This is a genomic window from Rhizobium sp. 9140 (assembly GCF_900067135.1).
Classification (GTDB): domain Bacteria; phylum Pseudomonadota; class Alphaproteobacteria; order Rhizobiales; family Rhizobiaceae; genus Ferranicluibacter.
Map to the genome: position 1 here is coordinate 3044572 of NZ_FJUR01000001.1, position 20266 is coordinate 3064837.

Here is a 20266-nt window from a genome sequence, read left to right on the forward strand (position 1 = left end):
GAACGAAACATGGGGAACGGCAACGCGCGACCGCGCATGCCCGAAAGCATGGTCATCAGCGTCGTCGAGGGTTTCCTGCAAAATGCATGTTCACGTCTTTCGAGAAAAAGCTGGTGCGCCGATAGCAGAAAAAAAATGCATCACCAAGTGAAAACGCATCGTTCACCGCGACATGCCTGTCCGGACATTGCCGGTCTCCTATCTTGTGTGACATCGAAGACACGGGAAACGACAACGAGGAAACCGATCCATGGGCATGCTGGTCGAGGGCATCTGGCACGACGTCTGGTACGATACCGCAGCGACCAAGGGGCATTTCAAGCGCTCCGAATCGCAGTTCCGCAACTGGGTGACGGCAGATGGCCGTGCGGGTCCGACGGGCGAAGCCGGCTTCAAGGCCGAAGCCGGACGCTACCACCTCTATGTCTCGCTTGCCTGTCCCTGGGCCCATCGCACGCTGATCTTCCGGACGCTGAAGGGTCTCAAGGACCTGATCTCGGTCTCCGTCGTCGATTACCTCATGCTGTCGAAGGGCTGGGAGTTCAAGGACGGTCCGGGGGATACGCGGGATCATCTCTTCGGCGCAAAGGCGCTGTCCGAAATCTACGTCCGTGCCGATCCGAAATACTCCGGCCGCGTCACCGTTCCCGTCCTGTGGGACAAGACGCAGAACAAGCTTGTCTCCAACGAATCCGCCGACATCATCCGCATGCTCAACGCCGCCTTCGACGGGCTGACCGGATCGACGCTCGACCTCTACCCGACCGACCTGCGCAGCGAGATCGATGGGCTTAACGCCCGCATCTACGACACCGTCAACAACGGCGTCTACAAGGCCGGCTTCGCCACCACACAGGACGCCTATGCGGAAAGCGTCGAGGCGATCTTCGAAACGCTCGATGATCTCGAAGAGCGGCTGTCGATCCGGCGCTATCTCCTCGGCGATCGCGTGACCGAGGCCGACTGGCGGTTGTTTACGACACTGGTGCGGTTCGATCCGGTCTATGTCGGCCACTTCAAATGCAACATCCGCCGCATAGCCGACTATCCCAACCTGCAGGGCTACCTGAAGGACCTCTACCAGACCCCCGGTGTCGCCGGCACGGTGAATATGCACCACATCAAGCATCACTATTACGAGAGCCACAACACCATCAACCCGACCGGCATTGTGCCGGAAGGTCCCCGCCTCGACCTCGACAGCCCGCATGGCCGGGAACACCTGACAGCGGGCTGATTGCCTGTGCCGTTCAAGATCGTGGCAAAAGCGTGCCGCGGCGGTTAGCTTTTGCGAGGATATGCGCTAGGTAGAACCCATGTTCAAACTAGCGCATATCTCCGACATCCATCTCGGTCCCCTCCCCAGCCTGTCCCTTCGCGAACTCGCCTCGAAACGCATCACCGGTTTCATCAACTGGCATCGCAACCGGCGCAGCCATATGGTGGGGGATACGCTGAACACGCTGATGGATGCGATCGACCGGATCGACCCGGATCATCTCGCCATCACCGGCGACATGGTCAACCTCGCCTCCTCTCGGGAGATCGAGACGGTAAGAGCATGGCTGACGGATGCCGGCGAGCCGCGCAATATCTCGGTGATCCCCGGCAATCACGACGCCTATGTGCCGGGCGCCTATGAGAAGGCGACGAAGGCCTGGTATCCCTTCATGCGGGGCGAAGATGCGCCCGCGGTGTGGAACGAGGACTTCCACTGCTACCCCTATATGCGCGTTCGCGGCAATGTCGCGATCATCGGCTGTTCCACGGCCCTTGCCACGCCGCCCTTCGCCGCCAGCGGCTATTTCGGCCGCCGTCAGGCCCGCGAGACGGTCAACCTGCTGCGGGCCGCCGGAGAGGCCGGCCTCTTCCGCGTCGTCATGATCCACCATCCGCCGATCCGCGGTGCGACGCCCACCCATAAGCGCATGATCGGTATCCGCCGCTTCGGCGCCACCATCTCGGCAGGCGGCGCGGAGCTCGTGCTCCATGGGCATACCCATCTCAACACGGTCTACTCCTTGCGCGGCCAGAAGATGCCCGTGCCCGTCGTCGGCATCGCCTCGGCATCGCAGGGCCTCGGCGGCTCCAAGCCCCCTGCCGGGTTCAACCTCTTCTCGATATCGGGAAGCCCTGGCAACTGGAAACTGCTGCGGGAGCGCTTCGAGTTGAACGAGATCGGACAAGGCGTGCACCTGGCGGAAACCACGCGTTTCCTCGCCTGAGCGCGCAAAAACGGAAACCACCACCGCGCCACCACATCGTGATCGGCAAAAAACCGTGATAGAACCATGCCTCGGCTTGCGAAGCGGCAGCCGATGGTTTCATATCTCAGCGGTTCGACAAACGGGAGCCGATGGCTTGACGCCGACCATGAAGCGTCGGGAGTCCGGACTAAACCTCCGCAGGTGAAAGCGATGCGCCCAGCTCAGGAAACGATCGACATCAGCCGTGATCTCGTCAGTCTGCTGCCGAGGTTGAGGCGCTTTGCCCTGACCCTGACGCGCGACGGACTGCAGGCCGATGACCTTGTGCAGACGGTGTGCGAGCGCGCAACGGGACGCCAGCCGGTCTGGAACGGCCATGGTCGGCTGGAAGACGCGCTGTACACGCTGGCGCGCACCCTGCGCGACGAGACCACGGGCCGCAAGCGCATCCCCGCTAATCTGCAGGACGGCCATAGCCCGTCGGGGAAAGCGGTCACTGCCGGCGTCGTGCAGCAGATGATCATTTCAATGCCCGAAGGGCTTGCCAGCGCCTTCCTTCTGGTTGCCGTCGAGCATAGAACCTATCGCGACGCCGGCCGGATCCTGGACCTGGCGCCGGATGTCATCGCGGCCAAGCTGGCGACCGCCCGGGCGCGGCTGGCTTCGATGGCCTCCGACATGACGGAAAGAAGGGCCTGACCTTGCAGAACACGAAAAGTCCCTCCATCGAGGCGCGGCTGTCAGCCTATCTCGATGGCGAAGTGGACGAGAACGAGCGCCGGGAGATCGACCAGCTTTTGGCTAGGGATGCCGAGGCCCGTCGGCTGCTCGAGCACCTGAAACAGGGCAGCGCCTTCGGTGCCTCCGGCTTCGAAGCTTTCCTGCACGATCCCGTGCCCTTGTCGCTTGCCCGCCGCATCCGCCAGGGTATCGACATCAACCCCAAGCAGGAACGCGTGGTCGGCGCACCACGGAAACAACGGCGCAAGCTCTGGCGCGGAGCGCTGGCCGCCTCCTGCGGCATGCTGCTCATCGGCGGCTCCACCGGCTATCTCATCGGCCGCACCATCGACGACAACACACCGCCGACGCCGGTCGTCAAGGCCCGCACCTGGCTCGACGACGTCACGGATGCGCACCGGGTCTATTCGCGCCAGCCACGCCATCTGGTCGAAGTCACCGCCGAAAACGACGAGGAGATCCGCAACTGGCTGACCGCCAGCACCGGCGTGTCCTTCGCCGTTCCGGATCTCTCGACAAGCAAGCTCACCTTCCAGGGCGCCCGCCTGCTGGTCGCCGCCGGCAAGCCGACCGCACAACTGCTCTTCAAGGATGAGGACGGCGAGGTCTACGCCATCTGTTTCCAGCGCTCACCGACCACGGACGAGAGCGGCCGGATGATAGAAAGCATGCGAGACGACCTCGCGCTCATTTCCTGGAACGAGCCGGGCGCCACCTATGTCGTCGTCGGCCCCTCGGCCACCGCCAACTTCAAGGACCTCGCCGACGCGATCGCGGACGTGATGTAGCCTGAAAACAAAAATCCCCGGACGTTGCCATCCGGGGATGATGATCTCTCAGGATCAGCGGCAGACGATCAGGCCACCTGCTCCTCGATCACACGATTGGCAGCCGACACGATGGCTTCCAGAGACGCCGTGACGATATTGGTGTTAATGCCGGCCCCGAACAGCTTGCCGCCATTGTGCTGCACCTCGACATAGGCAATAGCCGCCGCGTTCGAACCCTGCTGGAGCGAATGCTCGGAATAGTCGGCAACCGAGATATCGACGCCGAGATAGAGCGACAGCGCATTGATGAAGCCGTCGATCGGTCCCGTGCCACGCCCCTCGATCATCTTCGTCTCGCCGCGATCCGTGATCTCGGCCTGCACGATGCGTGCGCCGCGATGCTCGCCGAGCGGCAGCGTCGTGTGATCGACATAGCGGATGCGTGCGCCCGGCTGCTCGATATAGCGCTCCAGGAACCGCGCATGGATCGCCTTGGAGGGCAGCTCCTTGCCCTGCTCGTCGGTGATCCGCTGGATGTCCTCGCGGAACTCGACCTGCAGCGCACGCGGCAGGTTGATGCCGTAATCCTCCTGCAGGATGTAGGCGATGCCGCCCTTGCCCGACTGGGAATTGATCCGGATGATCGCCTCGTAGGACCGCCCGACGTCACGCGGATCGATCGGCAGATAGGGCACTTCCCACTGCGGCTTGTTGGCGGTCTTGATCGCCTTCATGCCCTTGTTGATCGCATCCTGATGCGAGCCGGAGAAGGCCGTGTAGACCAGTTCGCCGACATAAGGGTGACGCTCGGTAATCGCCATCTGGTTGGAATACTCGTAGACGTCCTTGATGCGCTCGATGTCGGAGCAATCGATCTGCGGGTCCACCCCTTGCGTGAACATGTTCAGCGCCAGCGTCACGATGTCCACATTGCCGGTGCGCTCGCCATTGCCGAACAGCGTTCCCTCGACACGGTCGGCACCGGCCATCAGACCGAGTTCCGCCGCGGCGATGCCCGTGCCCCGGTCGTTGTGCGGGTGCAGCGAGATGATGATGTTTTCGCGATTGTCGAGATTGCGGCACATCCACTCGATCTGGTCGGCGTAGATGTTCGGCGTGGACATTTCCACGGTCGACGGCAGGTTCAGGATCAGCTTGTTCTCGGCTGTCGGCTTGATGATCTCGGCGACGGCATTGCAGATCTCCAGCGACACCTCCAGTTCCGTACCGGTAAAGCTTTCCGGCGAATATTCGAATCGGAAATCGCCCCCGGCCTTCGCCGCCATGTCCGCAATCATCTTCGCCGCATCCGTGGCGATCTGCTTGATGCCCGGAACGTCCTTGGCAAACACCACCCGGCGCTGCAACTCGCTTGTCGAATTGTAGAAATGCACGATCGGCTTGTTGGCGCCTTGCAGCGCCTCGAACGTCCGCGTGATCAATTCCGGACGGCACTGAACCAGAACCTGCAAGGAGAGGTCGGCCGGGATATTGCCCTCCTCGATGCACCAGCGCGCGAAATCGAAGTCGGTCTGCGATGCGGAGGGGAAGCCGATCTCGATTTCATTGAACCCCATGTCGACCAGCAACTGGAACATCCGCGCCTTGCGGTCATGCCCCATGGGATCGACCAGCGATTGATTGCCGTCACGCAGATCGACGGAACACCAGATGGGCGGGCTCGAAATCGTCTTCGACGGCCATGTACGGTCGGTGATCGGAACCTGCGGATAAGGCTGATATTTGACGGCGGCCGCGGGCATGCCCTGTTTGACAGTATGGGACTTCAGGATCATTTCGGTTCTCTTCGACTTCACAGCGTCCGGCATCGGGTCGATACGGGCATGGATCGCTGTCACGGTGAAACGTCGCGCGGGATGCCATAACCGATCGCACGTCGGTTGACGATGGCAAATAAGGAGATGTGCTGCGCAGACGTTGGATTTTAGCGGAGTCTAAGGAGCTGTGCCGGTGGGCTTGTCGGCCACCGGGCGCTCCTTAAAGAACCCGGCAACCGCGCGTAAGGCCGAGAAGGAGAAGCGAGGTGAACGCGCGCGAGCGATCGCGAACGACGGTGCGTCCACGGGAAAACTGCTCGATGATCTTGGCGCTGTTCTTCGACATGACGGGCTCTATAGCCGGAGGCAAAAGAAAGGGCAAGGGTGGGTGAAGAAAAAGGCAGTTGCGCGTGTGGAATGCATCTTTTGACGAAAGAACCATACGTGCTCGTCCGATCGGATGCCGGTGGCGGAGAAATTGCAAATTCCGATTTTGCGGCTACAATAGCCACATGACCATGATCCCGATCCGAGACGCCAAGAATCGTCTGACCGAACTCGCCCGTCGCGTCGAAGACGGCGAGCGCTTCACCGTGACCCGCAACGGCAAGCCGGTGATGGAGTTGGTTCCGGCGAAAAAGCAAGGCGGGATCGATTGGGAGGGGCTGGAAGCCTATAAGCGCGAAAACGGTATTACCGATATCGTTACTTACGTGGCCGCGGATTTCGATGATCCGCTTCCAGAGGACTTTCTCATTACGCCGCTGCCGCCGCGGGTAAACGATCGGTGAGACATCTGCTGGACACGCAGATCTTTATTTCCATTCTGCGTCAACAGACGTCCGCCCTGCCTGACGACATCAGGCAACGTCTCGATGGCCACACGAATTACATCAGCACCGCGACTTTGTGGGAGATGGCCATCAAATTCCGGCTCGGGAAGCTGGCGTTCGGAGACAGCTTGGAGAACCTGCCGAGGAGCATCGCCGGAGCCGGAATGATCATCCTTCCCATCAACGAACATCATGCCCTCCATACCATCTCGCCGGAGCCGTCGACTCGCGATCCGTTCGACAGGCTCCTCGTCGTCCAGTGTGCCATCGAGAACATGCGGCTCGTCACCATCGACCGGGCTCTGGCAGATCATCCCCTCTCGGCAACCGCCGCCCCATAACGAAAAACCCCGCCGGTAAGCGGCGGGGTCCAGAATTTCATCGGAGGCAGAATGGCTCAGATCTCGGCGACGTTCGTGACGATCCGCGAGACCAGACCGTAGGTCTTGGCGTCTTCGGCAGACAGCCAGTAGTCGCGGTCCGTGTCCTTGGCGATCTTTTCGATCGGCTGGCCGGTTGCTTCCGAGAAGATCCGGTTCAGGCGCTCGTTCATCTTGATGATTTCACGTGCCTGGATCTCGATGTCGGATGCCATGCCGCGCGTGCCGCCCGAGGGTTGGTGCAACAGGAAGCGGGTGTTGGGCAGGCAAAGACGCTGCTCCTTCGGCACCGAAACATAGATCAGCGCACCGGCGGAGGCGACCCAGCCCGTACCGATGATCCAGACCTTCGGCTTCACGAACTTGATCATGTCGTGAATACTGTCGCCGGATTCGACATGGCCGCCCGGCGAATTGACGAAGATGCGGATATCTTCATCGCTGGCAGACGAGAGGGCCACGAGCTGCGAGCAGACCTTCTGCGCCAGTTCCTGGTTGATCGGGCCGTAGATGAAAATAGAGCGCGACTTGAAAAGGTTCGCCTCAGTTTCCTTGCCCAGGGGCAGTTCCGTCTTCTTGTCGTCCTCGTCTTCGTTCATCCGCTGTCTCCCGCGAGATTTCATCTGTCTACCCGCTCAGATAAGGCGACTCGACCGCGATGACAATGCAACAAACACAAGACCCGGGGCAACAAGCCCCGAGCCCGGCAAAGGCCCGACCGTTCGCGATGGTTAAGAGCCGGCCTTTGGACCCATCTGGGGCATTTGCCGTATGGACACCGCGCGAAGGCGGATTAGGATGTGCATGGCAACGATAACGGCGGCGAGCCTCCCAAGCAGATCCCACACGCCGCCATGAACTGAGGGGACCATCATGACACGTCGCTTTCTCGCCGCCGCTGCCGCGGCTTTCGCGCTTTCCGCCGCTCCGGCCTTCGCCCATCTCGACCCGGCCGGACATGGCTCGATGATGGCAGGCATCACCCATCCGCTATCGGGCCTCGATCATGTGCTGGTCATGGTCGCCGTCGGCCTCTGGGCGGCGCAGATGGGCGGCCGCGCCATTCTTGCCGTGCCCACCGCCTTCGTCGTCACGATGGCGCTCGGCTTCGCGCTGGCGCTCTCCGGCCTGCACCTGCCCTTTGTCGAGCCCGCCATCCTGGCCTCCATCGTCGCTCTGGGCCTGCTGGTGGCCATGGCGGTGCGCATGCCCGCCGCCGCCGGCGCGGGCGTCGTCGGCATCTTCGCCCTCTTCCACGGCTATGCGCATGGCGGCGAACTGGGTGCGGCAACTGCCCTGCCCTTTGGCCTCGGCTTCGCGATCTCCACGGCAGCCCTGCACGCAGCCGGTATCGGCCTCGGCCTCATGATCGGCCGCATGGGCAATGCGCGCCTCGTCTCCCGCTTTCTCGGTGCCGCAACGGCAGTGACGGGTGCGGCGCTCTTCGTCGCCGGCTGACCGGGCTATCTGCTTCCGAACGACCCGAAAAATCTTTCGCTTCCTGCCCAAATCCGGCCCTGAAAAGCCGGATTTTCTTCGTCTAGTCGAGAACATGGCAACCCTGCCAGCGTGGATCGGGCGGTACATCGCCGCGAGACCGGTCCATGAAGAAGCGACAAGCGGCAGCATCATTCTGGAATGATCCCGCCCTTGGGAGACGACCATGTCACCGGAAGAACAATCCCTTCTCAGCGGCCTTTTCGAGCGAGTCCGCACAGCATCCTCGACGCCACGCGACCGGGAGGCGGAAACACTGATTGATCAGGCCGTCCGCAGCCAGCCCTCAGCGCCCTATTACCTCGCCCAAGCCGTCATCATTCAGGAAAAGGGCCTGGAGGCCGCAGCACAGCGAATCGAATCCCTCGAGACGCAGCTTCGCCGCAGCGAGGAACGCATCCACGCGCTGGAGACCGAACGCGACAATGAGCCGCGCGAAAGCCATTCGGGCGGCTTTCTCGGCTCACTTTTCGGATCGTCGGAAAAGCCGCAACCGAATCCGACTGCCCCTCAGGGCGGACAGGCTTACCCTGCCGATCGTTCCGCCGCCGGCGGCCCCTGGGGCAGCGCGCCGCGCCCGGCCTATCCGGCACCCCAACAGCCCTATTCGCCGCAGCAGCAGCCCGCGAGCGGACCGTGGGAACGTCAGCCGCAACAGACGTCGGCAGGCGGTAGCTTCCTGCGAGGCGCCATAGGAACGGCGGCGGGTGTTGCGGGCGGCATGCTGCTTGCCAACTCGCTCAGTGGCATCTTCGGCAACCACATGTCGTCGCTCGGCCTTAGCAGCGCGACGCAAACCGCGGCACCGATCGAGGAAACCACGATCAACAACTATTATGGCGACGATGCCGTGACACAGGCGTCCGATACCACACCGACAGACGCTACGCCGGATACGCCCGCCGACAATGATGGCTGGCAGCAGGCCGATTTCGACACATCGCAGGGCGATGATGTCGACACCGACTTCGGCTCCGACGACACGACGGACGTGTAAGCCGCCCCGCGCTTTAGGCGGTCAGCCCCGGCCGCGATAGGGCTGGACGCCCTGGTCGGGCAACCAGACGCCTTCGGGCGGGTTGCCCGTCTGCCAGAACACGTCGATCGGAATGCCGCCGCGCGGATACCAGTAGGCGCCGATCCGCAGCCACTTGGGCGAGAGCAGATCCACGAGACGCTTGGCGATATCGAGCGTGCAATCCTCATGAAAAGCGCCGTGATTGCGGAACGCATGCAGGAACAGCTTGAGCGACTTCGACTCGACCAGCCAGCCATCCGGCACGTAGTCGATGACGATATGCGCAAAGTCCGGCTGTCCGGTCATCGGGCAGAGCGACGTGAACTCGGGCGCGGTGAAGCGCACCACGAAATCCGTGCCTGCGTGGTTGCTCGGAACGCGCTCCAGCACCGCTTCTTCGGGGTTGGTTGGACTGGCGGCGGCCTGCCCCAGCATGGACAGCCCGGAAACATCGGTCTTGCTCATGTGTCTGCTCCTTCTTGGTGTCGTGGTGCGTCGCGCGAACCCGGCTCGGCGCGGCTCGGCGTCACCTTTACGCGGATGCCGTGAGCTTTTTCGCTCTCCGGCTCGATGTGAATGGCGATCTTGGCGGCGCCGTTGACGGCGCGGATGGCGTCCTCGATGCGGTCGCAAATATCATGCGCGGCCCCCACCGTCATGTCCGCCGGCACCACCATGTGGAAATCGACGAAGATGACGGAGGCAGCCTGCCGGGTCTTCAAGTCGTGCACGCCGAGCGAGCCCGCTGCATTGCCCGCAATCGCCGCGCGGATTTCCGCGTCTTCCGCGGTCTCCACCGCCCGATCCATCAAGCCGCTGATCGAGCCGGCGATGACCTTCCAGCCCTGAAACAGGATGTTGCCTGCAACGATGACGGCGAGAAGCGGATCGAGGATGGTGTAGCCCGTGACGATCGCCAGCAGCAGGCCAACCAGCACGCCGCCCGAGGTGACCACATCCGACATGATGTGGTGACCGTCGGCCGACAGAGCCGGCGACCGGAACGCCTTTCCGGCGCGCAGCAGAACGGTCGCCCAGATCGCGTTGACGACACCGGCCGCAAGGTTGATCGCAAGGCCGATGGCCGGCGCCTCGATCGGCTGCGGCGAAAGAACCGCTGGCACCGCCTCGTAGACGATCACGAGCGCCGCGACGACGATCAGCACACCCTCGATGACGGCCGAGAAATACTCTGCCTTGTGATGCCCGAACGGATGGTCGTCATCGGCTGGCTTTGCAGCATAGCCGATCACCACGAAGGCGACGACGGCGGCGACGACATTGACGATCGATTCCAGGCCATCGGACAGCAACGCCACGGACCCCGTGAACCACCACGCCGCCATCTTCATGGCCAGCACGAGAAGCGACAACGGAATGGTCCAGAAGGCAAGCCGCTGGGCGCGGTTAATGGTGCTTGTCGTCGTCATGGAACGTACCTCTGGAGTTTGTCAGGGATAAGTGGAAACTGGTTATCCCGAAAAGACAAACGAAATCAAAGAAGACGACGGGCCGGCCTCTCATGCTGTTGACGCCCGACGGCGCGATGGTGACGACGGCGCGACGTATTCTAACGCGGAATTATCTGGAATGCCTGATCTGCACGGTCGCCGGCCATCCCGTCGAAGGGAGCGGTCGCGGCCTCGATGTCTCTGCCCGAAACGCGTTTGCCCGCACCCTTTCGCGGAAAAGGCACGGGCATGCAAGACCCTAAAACAGGCCGAACAGGGTTATATCCAGCTTATCAGGCGGCTTTCACCTTGGCGCGCTTGGCCAGATGCGCCACCACATTCTCGATCATCCGCATGCCGGCATCGCCGCCAAGTGTCATGATCGATTCCGGGTGGAACTGCACGGCCGCGATGGGCTCCTTCGTATGCTCGATGCCCATGATGGTGCCGTCATCGCTTTCGGCCGTAATCATGAAATCACGCGGCAAGGTCGAGGGGTCGGCGAAGATCGAGTGATAACGCCCGACGGTCACTTCCTTGCCGAGACCGGAAAAGACGATGCCCGGTTCCAGCACGCGGATGCGCGATGGCTTGCCATGCATCGGCACCGCCAGCTGGCGCAGATCGCCACCATAGGCCTCCGCCAAAGCCTGGAGCCCGAGGCAGACGCCGAAGATCGGCAGATCGTGGGCGCGCGCCTTCTTGATGGTCGCCTTGCAATCGAAATCCCTAGGCGAACCGGGACCGGGTGAGAGAACGACGAGATCCGGCTTCACGCTGTCGAAAATGCTGTCGGCAACCGGCGAGCGAACCGTGGTGACCGTCGCGCCCGTCTGGCGGAAATAATTGGCCAGCGTGTGGACGAAACTGTCCTCGTGATCGACCAGAAGGATCTTGACCCCGGTGCCGACAGGCGCAACGTCGCGGCCCTTGCCATGGCTGTTGGCGGATTTCGCGTCACGAATGGCTGCAATCATCGCGGATGCCTTCAGTTCGGTTTCGGCTTCTTCCTCATGCGGATCGCTGTCGTTGAGCAGCGTTGCGCCCGCCCGCACCTCGGCGATGCCATCCTTGATGCGGATGGTGCGCAGCGTCAGCCCCGTGTTCATGTCGCCGTTGAACCCGACCATGCCGATCGCACCACCGTACCAGGCGCGCGGGCTCTTCTCATGGCTCTCGATGAAGCGCATGGCCCACAGCTTCGGCGCGCCGGTGACCGTCACGGCCCAGGCGTGGCTGAGGAAGCCGTCGAAGGCATCCATATCGTCGCGCAGGCGCCCTTCGATATGGTCCACCGTGTGGATCAGCCGCGAATACATCTCGATCTGCCGGCGCCCGATGACCTTTACGGAACCGGGTACGCAGACGCGGCTCTTGTCGTTGCGGTCGACGTCCGAGCACATCGTCAGCTCGGATTCGTCCTTTTTGGAGTTCAGGAGCTTCAGGATCTGCTCGCTGTCGGCAATCGGATCCGCGCCGCGCTTGATGGTGCCGGAAATCGGGCAGGTCTCGATCCGCCGGCCGGACACGCGCACGAACATCTCCGGCGATGCGCCGACCAGATACTCCTGATGCCCGAGATTGATGAAGAAGGAATAGGGCGACGGGTTGATCGCCTTCAGCCGGTTGGAGATCTCCGAGGGCTTGCTGTCGCAGCGCTCGTAGAATTTCTGGCCGGGTACGACCTCGAAGAGATCGCCCCGGCGGAAGCTTTCCTTGGCCTTCGTCACCAACTCGGCATACTCGCCGGGGCGATGGTCGCCTTTCGGTGGAATGCTGTCGACGACGCGGAAAGCTTCAGACTCGATGTCACCGGCCTTGCCGAAGGTGGAGAGATCGCCGAGCGCGAAATCATAGCGGTCGATCCAGGCCTTGGCGGCGTAGTGATCGACCACAAGGATCTCGTCGGGCAGGAACAGCACCATATCGCGCTGATCGTCCGGGCGCTTCAGCTTGAAATCGATGGCATCGAACTGGAAGGCAAGGTCGTAGCCGAAGGCGCCGTAGAGGCCGAGGCTCGCATCTTCGGCCGAGAAGAACAGCGCCGTGACGGCCCGCAGCACCGTGAAGACGGTGGGCGTCTTCGAGCGCTCTTCCTCGGTGAAGACGTGGTCCGGCATGTCGATCGTCAGGTCCAGCCGCCGGGCCGTCAGCGCTCCCAAGGTGATGTCCTTCACGCCCTTCAGGTGCCCGGCGATGACAGCAAGCAGCACCTCGCCGCGTTCGTTATAGGCTTCGATCCAGAGCGAACGGCCGAAAGAGGAGATGCCGAGCGGCGGATCGACAATCGCCGTATCCCAGCGGGTGTAGCGACCGGGATACTCGTAGTTGGAGGAAAACACCGCGCCGCGCCGCTCGTCGAGCTGGTCCACATAGGTCGAAATCGCATCGGCATAGGACGCCTCGCGCCGGCGGCGCGTGACGGTGATCCCGCCCTGCGTCACGTAGGATTCCGCACCGTCTTCAAGCTTAGTCGTCGCCATTCGTTCGCTCCGTTCTGGCTCGGGAAACGAGCACGGCCAGAATGCAAAAAAGCCGCCTCGAAACTCCGGGCGGCTTATCGTAAAAATCCATCACGCAGGACTGATCGAGGCCGCTTTAGCGAGCCCACCACCAGACAGAAAGGATGCGTGCGTTGATCATGAAAAACTGTTAGCGCGGAGATCGCGATCTGGCAAGCGGCAAGCGCTGCAAAAGCAGGCTTCGCGATGATGACACCGTGGCGAAAGGGCGACACCTCGCGGCAAACCGTTCGTCATGCCCCTCGCCGACAGTTGTCGCGCACCTAGTTGAGCATGACCGGCCAGAGCGCCGCCTGAAACTGGATGGGTCCCTATGCGTCGACATCTGCCGCTGCTTTTCCCCCTGATGGTCATCCCGACCGTTCTTGTCCTCGCAGGCGCAGGCCTGCCGGAGGCCGGCCCCGTTCCGGACACGAAGCCCGCAACCGCCGAGACGCAATCCGCGCCGACGACGGAAAAGCAGTCCGAGGCAACGAGCACCGACGGTCAGCCGGTCGAACCGGCAGCGTCCAAAGATGTTCCAAAGCCCGAGACGAAACCTGCGCCACCGGCAACCGACGCCGCGCCGGCAGAGCCCGAAACCGGGAAGCCGGAGAGTGAGACGAAGAAACCGGCGGAGCCCCCGGCAGAGCCCGATGCCGCCCGGCCGGAGACGAAGTCCGACGTGCCGGCACCGGGCGATTCTGCGCCTGCTGACAAGCCCGCCGACCCCAAGACCACGACGCCCGCCGCAGAACGCGTCATCACCCCGGAAGAGCCCGCAGCCTATGCGCAGTGCCTGACGGATCTGAAGGCGCTCGGCACGACTTTCTCGGAAAAGCCGCGCATCGACGATGGCCAGGGCTGCGGTATCGACAAGCCGATTTCCGTGTCCGAGATCCTGCCGGGCATCAAGCTCGCGCCAGAGGCGACGCTGCGCTGCGAGGCCGCGCTGGAACTTGCCCGCTGGACGAAGGAGGCCGTACTTCCAGCGGCCCGCGTCGCGATGTCGGAGGATGGCGCGCTGAAGACCATCAACCAGGCCTCCAGCTATATCTGCCGCCTGCGCAACAATGCCTCGACGGGCAAGATTTCCGAGCATGCCCGCGGCAATGCCATCGACATCGCCTCCTTCACCTTCAGGAACGGCGAAACGATCGCGATCCAGCCGCGCGACGAGGACGGCACGCTTTCCGGCGCCTTCCAGCGTGCGGTGACGGCCACCGGATGCCTCTATTTCGAAACGGTGCTGGACCCCGGCAGCGACGAGGCTCACGAAAACCACCTGCATTTCGACGTGCTGCAACGGCGCGGTAACTACCGTTATTGCCGCTGATTTCAGAGCTTAACGGGCCAGAATGTCGCGCATCTCCACGAGATTGGAGCGAACGCGCAGGATGTAGAAGCCCATGGTCGCGAGGTGGGTCGGCATGATCCAGCCGTCCTCACGGCCGTTGGAGATGATGGCCGGCTGGATGCGGAGCGCCGAGCGCAGCTGCTTCAGGCTTTCCGCCCAGATCGGCGCCAGCCCACGCTGGGTGATGACGCCGTCGAAGTCGGCGCCGGCCGCTGCCATCACGCCGTAATAGCCGTAGAGCTGACCATAGGCGAACCAGAAACGGTCGTCCGCCCGCGTATCGAACCAGCCGCCATTATGGTCTTCGGAACGCTCGCGGATCATCGCCGAGGTATTGCCGATATCGTTGGAAATGCGGTCGATGAACTCGATCAGATTGTCCGAGCGGCCATCGAAGGTCGCCTCGCATTTCACGAGACTCTCGTTGAACGCCTGCAGATCGCGCTTGGCGGACCGGTAGAAACTCGGTGTTGGCGTCTTCGGGCCGAAGGGGTCGAGCCCGAAATACCATGCGCCCTCATCGAACTGCATGTTGCTGCGGGCCTTTTGCAGGTTCTCGTTGATGCCAGACGTGCCGCGCACGCGGCCGAGCGAATCCACCAGCTCCACCGTCGTGCGCCGCACCGCCTGATTCACGCCGCGCTGAAAGGATGCCTTGTTGTCGAGGAACGGGGTGTGGTCCCAGTCGATACCGAAGAAGCCCGCCTTGTAGAGCAGCATGGAGGATATCCAGGCATTCTCGTCGACATTGAAATCGATCAGGTCCGAGGCGACATCGACGATGGCCGAACGCTCGCAGGTTGGCGTTGCCGGAGCGGCGGCACCCGGCGCCAGCTTCACCGGCAGCCCGGCATCGGTCTTGCGTGCCGCGAAGTTATAGCGGTTGACGTAGTCGGGATCGAAATTCGTCCAGGCCTGCGTGGTATAGAGAAAATAGCCGTAGAGACCGACGAACAGGATGACGATGGCGGCGACCGGTCCCTTGACGATCCAGCCGCCACTTGCCCGGAACCAGCCGGCAAATTTGACGAAGGGAAACAGGAGCCAGGAGATGGCAATGCCCAGCCCCCGGCCGATCGCTGAAAAGAGGCGCTGGAAGAACGCGACGACCGGTTCGAGCATGGAGGCGTGTTCCTTAATTGATAGGACGGATGACACAGGACTTGGGACACGGCGCTTGCTGCCCAGCCTGAGACATAGGCATAGCGGCCACCCGCCACAACCGGCTTCGTCCGGCCTCGCGCTTTATTGCGCAGCCGTGCTTTTCAGATAGGCGATCACGTCGGCTATATCCTTGTCGGTTTTCAGGCCGGCAAAGCTCATGCGCGTACCGGGAACCATGGCGCGCGGCGCCAGCAGATAAGCCGAGAGCCTTGCCTCGTCCCACACCTTGCCGTCGCTGGCGAACGCCGTCATCGCATCCGAATAGCCATAGCCTGCGACATGCGCGACGGCCCGGCCGACGACGCCTTGCAGGCTGGGGCCAACACGGTTCTCTGGCCCCGTCGCCGTGTGGCAGGCGCCGCATTTGCGAAACACCCGTTCCCCCGCTCCTGCATCTCCAATCGGGGCATCTCCGGCGCGCGCCGCACCTCCGGCTGCAACGAAGCAGATCAGAAGACAGAGGATGAAACCAATGCGCATGTCGTGCTCCCGTGGATAAGGTGGAAACACAGCTTACGCTTCGTGCATCCGGTCGTCCCAGTGCCGGCGGCAGTAGGACACGTATTTCTCGTTGCCGCCGATCTCGACCTGCGCGCCTTCATGCATTACGCGGCCCTGCCCGTCGAGGCGCACCACCATGGTCGCCTTGCGGCCGCAATGGCAGATGGTCCGCACCTCGCGCAATTCGTCCGCGATCGCCAGAAGCGCTGCGGAACCCGGAAACAGCTGTCCGCGGAAATCGGTGCGCAGACCATAGGCCATGACCGGCACGCCGAGCCGGTCGGCCACCCGTGCAAGCTGCCACACCTGCGCCTCGCTCAGAAACTGCGCCTCGTCCACGAATACGCACGCCGCATCCGTCTGCGATATCGCATCCTTGACCAGTGCATAAAGATCGTCCGCAACGCTGAACGCGATGGCATCCGATGACAGGCCGATGCGGGAGGAAACGCGCCCCTCGCCGGCCCGGTTGTCGAAGGCGGCTATCAGCACCACCGTCCGCATGCCGCGCTCTTCGTAATTGTAGGAGGATTGCAGCAGCAGGGTCGATTTGCCGGCGTTCATCGTGGCGTAGTGGAAATAGAGCTTGGCCATGCCGACGATCCTTTCGGGTTTTCAAGCGCACCGCGGGATGGGGCGGCGCATAGCGCCCCGGCCGGCGGCTTCATGCCTGACCAAACGCCATTTGGCCAGAGCCCTGTTCGGGGGGCCGGCTTCGGTCATTCTCGCCCTTGCACCTATGCCTCGGTAATTCGATGCCCTATGTTCACGATCGTGAACGCTCGACCGCCCTCGCCGGTTCGACATCGCACTCCGGATCGACGGTCCACTAAATTCGATCGTGATCATGGAATGCGCCATTGCGACATCTGCTGTCGCATTACGGGCCGCGTGAGTTCGCAAGCGCAATACACTGACCTCACCGTCGGATCTGGACATGCCGAGGATCCGATGCTCTTTCTGACGTCATAACAGGGGAACAAAAAACCAATGACCAGAAGTTTCGCCCGCCTGCTCACGCTGTCCGCCGCCGTTTCTCTGAGCGCGCTGAGCGCTGGAACCGCGCTCGCCGCCGACCCGGCAAGCTGTGCCACCGTGCGCTTCTCCGATGTCGGCTGGACGGACATCACGGCCACGACCGCAACGGTTGCAGCTGTTGTCGAAGGCCTCGGCTACACGCCGGACATCAAGGTGCTATCGGTTCCCGTCACCTACCAGTCGCTGAAGAACAAGGACATCGACGTCTTCCTCGGCAACTGGATGCCGGCGCAGGAAAAGGACGTAAAGCCCTATCTGGACGACAAGACGGTCGAATCGCTAGGCGCGAACCTTGAAGGCGCGAAATACACGCTCGCCACCAATGCAAAGGGTGCCGCTCTCGGCATCAAGGACTTCTCCGACATCGGCAAGCACAAGGACGAACTCGGCGGCAAGATCTACGGCATCGAGCCAGGCAATGACGGCAATCGCCTCGTCATGACGCTGATCGAGAAGAACGAGATGGGCATGGGCGGTCTCGAGATCGTCGAAAGCTCGGAACAGGGCATGCTGTCGCAGGTCGCGCGCGCCCAGAAGGACGACAAGCCGGTCGTCTGGCTCGGCTGGGCTCCCCACCCGATGAATTCGACATTCGAGATGACCTACCTTACGGGCGGCGACTCCACCTTCGGCCCGAACTTCGGCGGCGCGACCGTCTACACCAACACGCGCGCCGGCTATGTGTCGGAATGCCCGAATATCGGCAAGCTGATCTCCAACGTGAAGTTCACCCTCGATATGGAAAACCATATCATGGGCAAGATCCTGAACGACAGCGAGGAGCCCGAGACGGCAGCGAAGGAATGGCTGAAGGCCAACCCGACCGCCATCGAACCCTGGCTTGCCGGCGTCACGACGCTGGACGGCAAGGATGGCCTACCGGCCGTCAAAGCGGCACTCGGCCTCTGATCCAGACATGAAGGCGGGGGAAACTCCGCCTTTTCCGCACTGGCATCCAGGCTTATCCAAGCCCCATTTCCCTCAGATCCGTCTTTCTTCGATCCGGCCTTTGCGATCCGCGCCTGCGCGGTCCATGATGTCTCAGCGATCGATGTCGTATCATCCGTCACTCTTTCAGGAGAGGATCCCGCATGGATTTTCTGACAGGACACCGTGTTCCTATCGGCCAGGGCGCGAAGGCCTTCGTCGACTGGTTGACGACCAATTTCAGCCTGTTCTTCGACCAGCTCTCCAGCTTCCTGTCGGGCGTCGTCACGGCCATTCTTTTCGTTCTGCAGTATCCACATCCCCTCGTCGTCGTCGGCATCGTCACCGTACTGGCCTGGTGGCTGCGCCGCTCCATCGGCGTCACGCTCTTCACCGGCCTTGGCCTGCTGCTCATCATCAACCAGGGTTACTGGAAGGAAACGACGGAAACGCTGGCCCTCGTGCTGGCGGCAAGCGTCGTCTCCATGGCCATCGGCATTCCCCTGGGCATCGCCGCCGCGCGGCGCGCCTGGGTCTACGCCTTCATGCGCCCCGTACTTGACCTGATGCAGACCATCCCGACCTTCGTCTATCTCATTCCTGCGTTGATCCTTTTCGGCCTCGGCATGGTCCCCGGTCTGATCGCCACCGTCATCTTCGCGATTCCGGCGCCCATCCGCCTGACGCGGCTCGGCATCATCTCGACCCCACCCTCCCTGACAGAGGCGGCCGTGTCCTTCGGCGCCACGCCATCGCAGGTGCTGCGCAAGATCGAGCTGCCCTTCGCCACGCCGCAGATCATGGCAGGCCTTACCCAGACCATCATGCTGTCGCTGTCCATGGTGGTCATCTCCGCCCTCGTCGGTGCCAACGGGCTCGGCGTTCCCGTGCTGCGCGCGCTGAACACGGTTAACGTCGCCAAGGGCTTCGAGGCCGGCCTCTGCATCGTTATTCTCGCGATCATTCTCGATCGCCTCTTCCGCTCCTCGGACGAAGGAGAAGGCGCATGAGCGATGCCGTGATCTTCGGAAATGTCGATATCGTGTTCGGCGAACGCCCCGAAAGGGCCTTGCAGATGGTCGATGCCGGCAAGACCCGCGACGAGATCGGCGAGGCCACGGGTCTCGTTCTCGGCGTGGCCGGTGCATCGCTCACCGTGCGCGAAGGCGAAATCCTCGTGCTGATGGGGCTGTCGGGCTCTGGAAAGTCGACGCTGCTGCGAGCGGTCAATGGTCTGGCGCCTGTGGTGCGTGGCAATGTCAGCGTGAAGACGGGCAACGGCACGATCGACCCTTACCGCGCGACGTCCAAGGCCTTGCGCGACTTCCGCATGCACACCGTCTCCATGGTGTTCCAGCAGTTCGCGCTTCTGCCCTGGCGCACGGTCGAGGACAATGTCGGCTTCGGACTCGAGCTTGCCGGCGTGCCAGATGCCGAGCGCCGGCGCCGCGTCGGCGAACAGCTGGAACTGGTCAACCTCACGCAGTGGGCCGGCCGCAAGGTGCAGGAGCTCTCCGGCGGTATGCAGCAGCGCGTCGGCCTTGCCCGGGCCTTTGCCACCGGCGCGCCGATCCTCCTGATGGACGAGCCTTTTTCGGCACTCGACCCGCTCATCCGCACGCGCCTGCAGGACGAGCTTCTCGAATTCCAGCGCCGGCTGAAAAAGACCATTCTGTTCGTCAGTCACGATCTGGACGAAGCCTTCCGGATCGGCAACCGCATCGCCATCATGGAGGGTGGACGCATCATCCAGTGCGGCACGCCGCAGGAAATCGTCAAGAACCCCGCCAATCAGTATGTGGCCGATTTCGTTCAGCACATGAACCCGATCACCATGCTGACCGCGACAGATGTCATGCAGCGCGGCCTTGCCCAGCGCCCCTCGCCTGGTGGCGTCAGTGCCACAGCAGCACCCGATACGCCGCTGATCGACATCCTCGACGCCATGACCCGCCAGCCGGGCGCGATCGGCGTCGTCGAAAACGGTGCCGTCATCGGGACCATCGACGCTCAGGACGTGATTGAGGGCCTGACGCGGCATCGAACGCGCCCCTGAGGCCTCCAGCACGCGTCCAGCCAAAGCGGCTTCACAAGACAGCTTTG

The 20266-nt window shown here is 62.6% G+C and carries 21 protein-coding genes; 12 read left to right on the top strand and 9 right to left on the bottom strand.

Going from position 1 to position 20266, the window contains the following annotated elements; genetic code table 11:
• Positions 1–250: 250 nt before the first annotated feature.
• The 4 genes from GA0004734_RS14275 (at position 251) to GA0004734_RS14290 (ending at position 3736) form a co-directional block, all read left to right on the top strand.
• Positions 251–1237 (top strand): glutathione S-transferase family protein, encoded by a 987-nt coding sequence (locus GA0004734_RS14275; protein WP_092934708.1) that lies wholly within the window; start codon positions 251–253, stop codon positions 1235–1237.
• A gap of 79 nt (positions 1238–1316) precedes the next feature.
• Positions 1317–2225 carry a metallophosphoesterase family protein gene (locus GA0004734_RS14280; RefSeq protein ID WP_092934710.1) on the top strand — a complete coding sequence of 303 codons (909 nt, stop codon included), beginning with the start codon at positions 1317–1319 and terminating at the stop codon, positions 2223–2225.
• Between the two features lie 192 nt (positions 2226–2417).
• Positions 2418–2906: an RNA polymerase sigma factor gene (locus GA0004734_RS14285; RefSeq protein ID WP_092934711.1), complete on the top strand. Its 489-nt coding sequence runs from the start codon at positions 2418–2420 to the stop codon at positions 2904–2906.
• Between the two features lie 2 nt (positions 2907–2908).
• On the top strand, positions 2909–3736 hold the full coding sequence (locus GA0004734_RS14290; RefSeq protein WP_092934713.1) for an anti-sigma factor family protein: 828 nt from the start codon (positions 2909–2911) through the stop codon (positions 3734–3736).
• A 68-nt stretch (positions 3737–3804) separates the two neighbouring features.
• On the opposite strand, the gene leuA is transcribed toward GA0004734_RS14290, so the two are convergent.
• The gene (leuA, locus tag GA0004734_RS14295; protein ID WP_092934715.1) at positions 3805–5514 is read right to left on the bottom strand and encodes a 2-isopropylmalate synthase; all 1710 of its coding nucleotides are present in this window, start codon (positions 5512–5514) and stop codon (positions 3805–3807) included.
• Between the two features lie 202 nt (positions 5515–5716).
• Positions 5717–5842: a hypothetical protein gene (locus tag GA0004734_RS26685; RefSeq protein WP_274533663.1), complete on the bottom strand. Its 126-nt coding sequence runs from the start codon at positions 5840–5842 to the stop codon at positions 5717–5719.
• Between the two features lie 166 nt (positions 5843–6008).
• Between GA0004734_RS26685 and GA0004734_RS14300 the strand changes: the two genes are divergently transcribed.
• Positions 6009–6287, top strand: coding sequence for a type II toxin-antitoxin system Phd/YefM family antitoxin (locus GA0004734_RS14300; RefSeq protein ID WP_092934717.1), 279 nt, complete (start codon positions 6009–6011; stop codon positions 6285–6287).
• A complete protein-coding gene (locus tag GA0004734_RS14305) occupies positions 6284–6670 on the top strand; it encodes a type II toxin-antitoxin system VapC family toxin (RefSeq protein WP_092934719.1) in 387 nt (128 codons plus the stop codon). Before GA0004734_RS14300 ends, GA0004734_RS14305 begins: the two co-directional genes overlap by 4 nt.
• A 56-nt stretch (positions 6671–6726) precedes the next feature.
• Here the strand turns inward: GA0004734_RS14305 and GA0004734_RS14310 are convergent, their stop codons facing one another.
• Positions 6727–7308, bottom strand: coding sequence for an ATP-dependent Clp protease proteolytic subunit (locus tag GA0004734_RS14310; RefSeq protein ID WP_092934721.1), 582 nt, complete (start codon positions 7306–7308; stop codon positions 6727–6729).
• 274 nt (positions 7309–7582) lie between these two features.
• Between GA0004734_RS14310 and GA0004734_RS14315 the strand changes: the two genes are divergently transcribed.
• Entirely contained in the window at positions 7583–8167 is a 585-nt protein-coding gene (locus GA0004734_RS14315; protein ID WP_092934723.1) for a HupE/UreJ family protein, read from the top strand.
• Positions 8168–8372: 205 nt separating this feature from the next.
• Positions 8373–9203: a DUF2076 domain-containing protein gene (locus GA0004734_RS14320; RefSeq protein ID WP_092934725.1), complete on the top strand. Its 831-nt coding sequence runs from the start codon at positions 8373–8375 to the stop codon at positions 9201–9203.
• 21 nt (positions 9204–9224) lie between these two features.
• Here the strand turns inward: GA0004734_RS14320 and queF are convergent, their stop codons facing one another.
• From queF to GA0004734_RS14335, 3 genes are all read right to left on the bottom strand, one after another.
• The gene (gene queF, locus GA0004734_RS14325) at positions 9225–9689 is read right to left on the bottom strand and encodes a preQ(1) synthase (protein WP_092934727.1); all 465 of its coding nucleotides are present in this window, start codon (positions 9687–9689) and stop codon (positions 9225–9227) included.
• A complete protein-coding gene (locus GA0004734_RS14330; RefSeq protein WP_092934729.1) occupies positions 9686–10654 on the bottom strand; it encodes a cation diffusion facilitator family transporter in 969 nt (322 codons plus the stop codon). The genes queF and GA0004734_RS14330 overlap by 4 nt, the downstream gene beginning before the upstream one ends.
• Positions 10655–10968: 314 nt before the next feature.
• On the bottom strand, positions 10969–13158 hold the full coding sequence (locus GA0004734_RS14335; RefSeq protein WP_092934733.1) for an anthranilate synthase: 2190 nt from the start codon (positions 13156–13158) through the stop codon (positions 10969–10971).
• Between the two features lie 352 nt (positions 13159–13510).
• On the opposite strand from GA0004734_RS14335, the gene GA0004734_RS26690 reads away from it, so the two are divergent.
• Positions 13511–14512 carry an extensin-like domain-containing protein gene (locus tag GA0004734_RS26690; RefSeq protein WP_092934735.1) on the top strand — a complete coding sequence of 334 codons (1002 nt, stop codon included), beginning with the start codon at positions 13511–13513 and terminating at the stop codon, positions 14510–14512.
• A gap of 9 nt (positions 14513–14521) precedes the next feature.
• Here GA0004734_RS26690 and GA0004734_RS14345 read toward each other — a convergent pair whose 3' ends face one another.
• From GA0004734_RS14345 to GA0004734_RS14355, 3 genes are all read right to left on the bottom strand, one after another.
• Entirely contained in the window at positions 14522–15655 is a 1134-nt protein-coding gene (locus tag GA0004734_RS14345) for a DUF2333 family protein (protein ID WP_092934737.1), read from the bottom strand.
• A 123-nt stretch (positions 15656–15778) separates the two neighbouring features.
• Positions 15779–16177, bottom strand: a complete 399-nt coding sequence (locus GA0004734_RS14350) for a c-type cytochrome (protein ID WP_092934739.1) — start codon at positions 16175–16177, stop codon at positions 15779–15781.
• Positions 16178–16210: 33 nt separating this feature from the next.
• The gene (locus GA0004734_RS14355; protein WP_092934741.1) at positions 16211–16792 is read right to left on the bottom strand and encodes a thymidine kinase; all 582 of its coding nucleotides are present in this window, start codon (positions 16790–16792) and stop codon (positions 16211–16213) included.
• A gap of 396 nt (positions 16793–17188) precedes the next feature.
• Here GA0004734_RS14355 and GA0004734_RS14360 point away from each other — a divergent pair, with 396 nt between their 5' ends.
• The 3 genes from GA0004734_RS14360 (at position 17189) to choV (ending at position 20219) form a co-directional block, all read left to right on the top strand.
• Entirely contained in the window at positions 17189–18145 is a 957-nt protein-coding gene (locus tag GA0004734_RS14360) for a choline ABC transporter substrate-binding protein (protein WP_092934743.1), read from the top strand.
• Positions 18146–18327: 182 nt separating this feature from the next.
• Entirely contained in the window at positions 18328–19173 is an 846-nt protein-coding gene (gene choW / locus GA0004734_RS14365) for a choline ABC transporter permease subunit (protein ID WP_092934745.1), read from the top strand.
• Positions 19170–20219: a choline ABC transporter ATP-binding protein gene (gene choV / locus GA0004734_RS14370; RefSeq protein WP_092934747.1), complete on the top strand. Its 1050-nt coding sequence runs from the start codon at positions 19170–19172 to the stop codon at positions 20217–20219. Before choW ends, choV begins: the two co-directional genes overlap by 4 nt.
• Positions 20220–20266 lie beyond the last annotated feature (47 nt).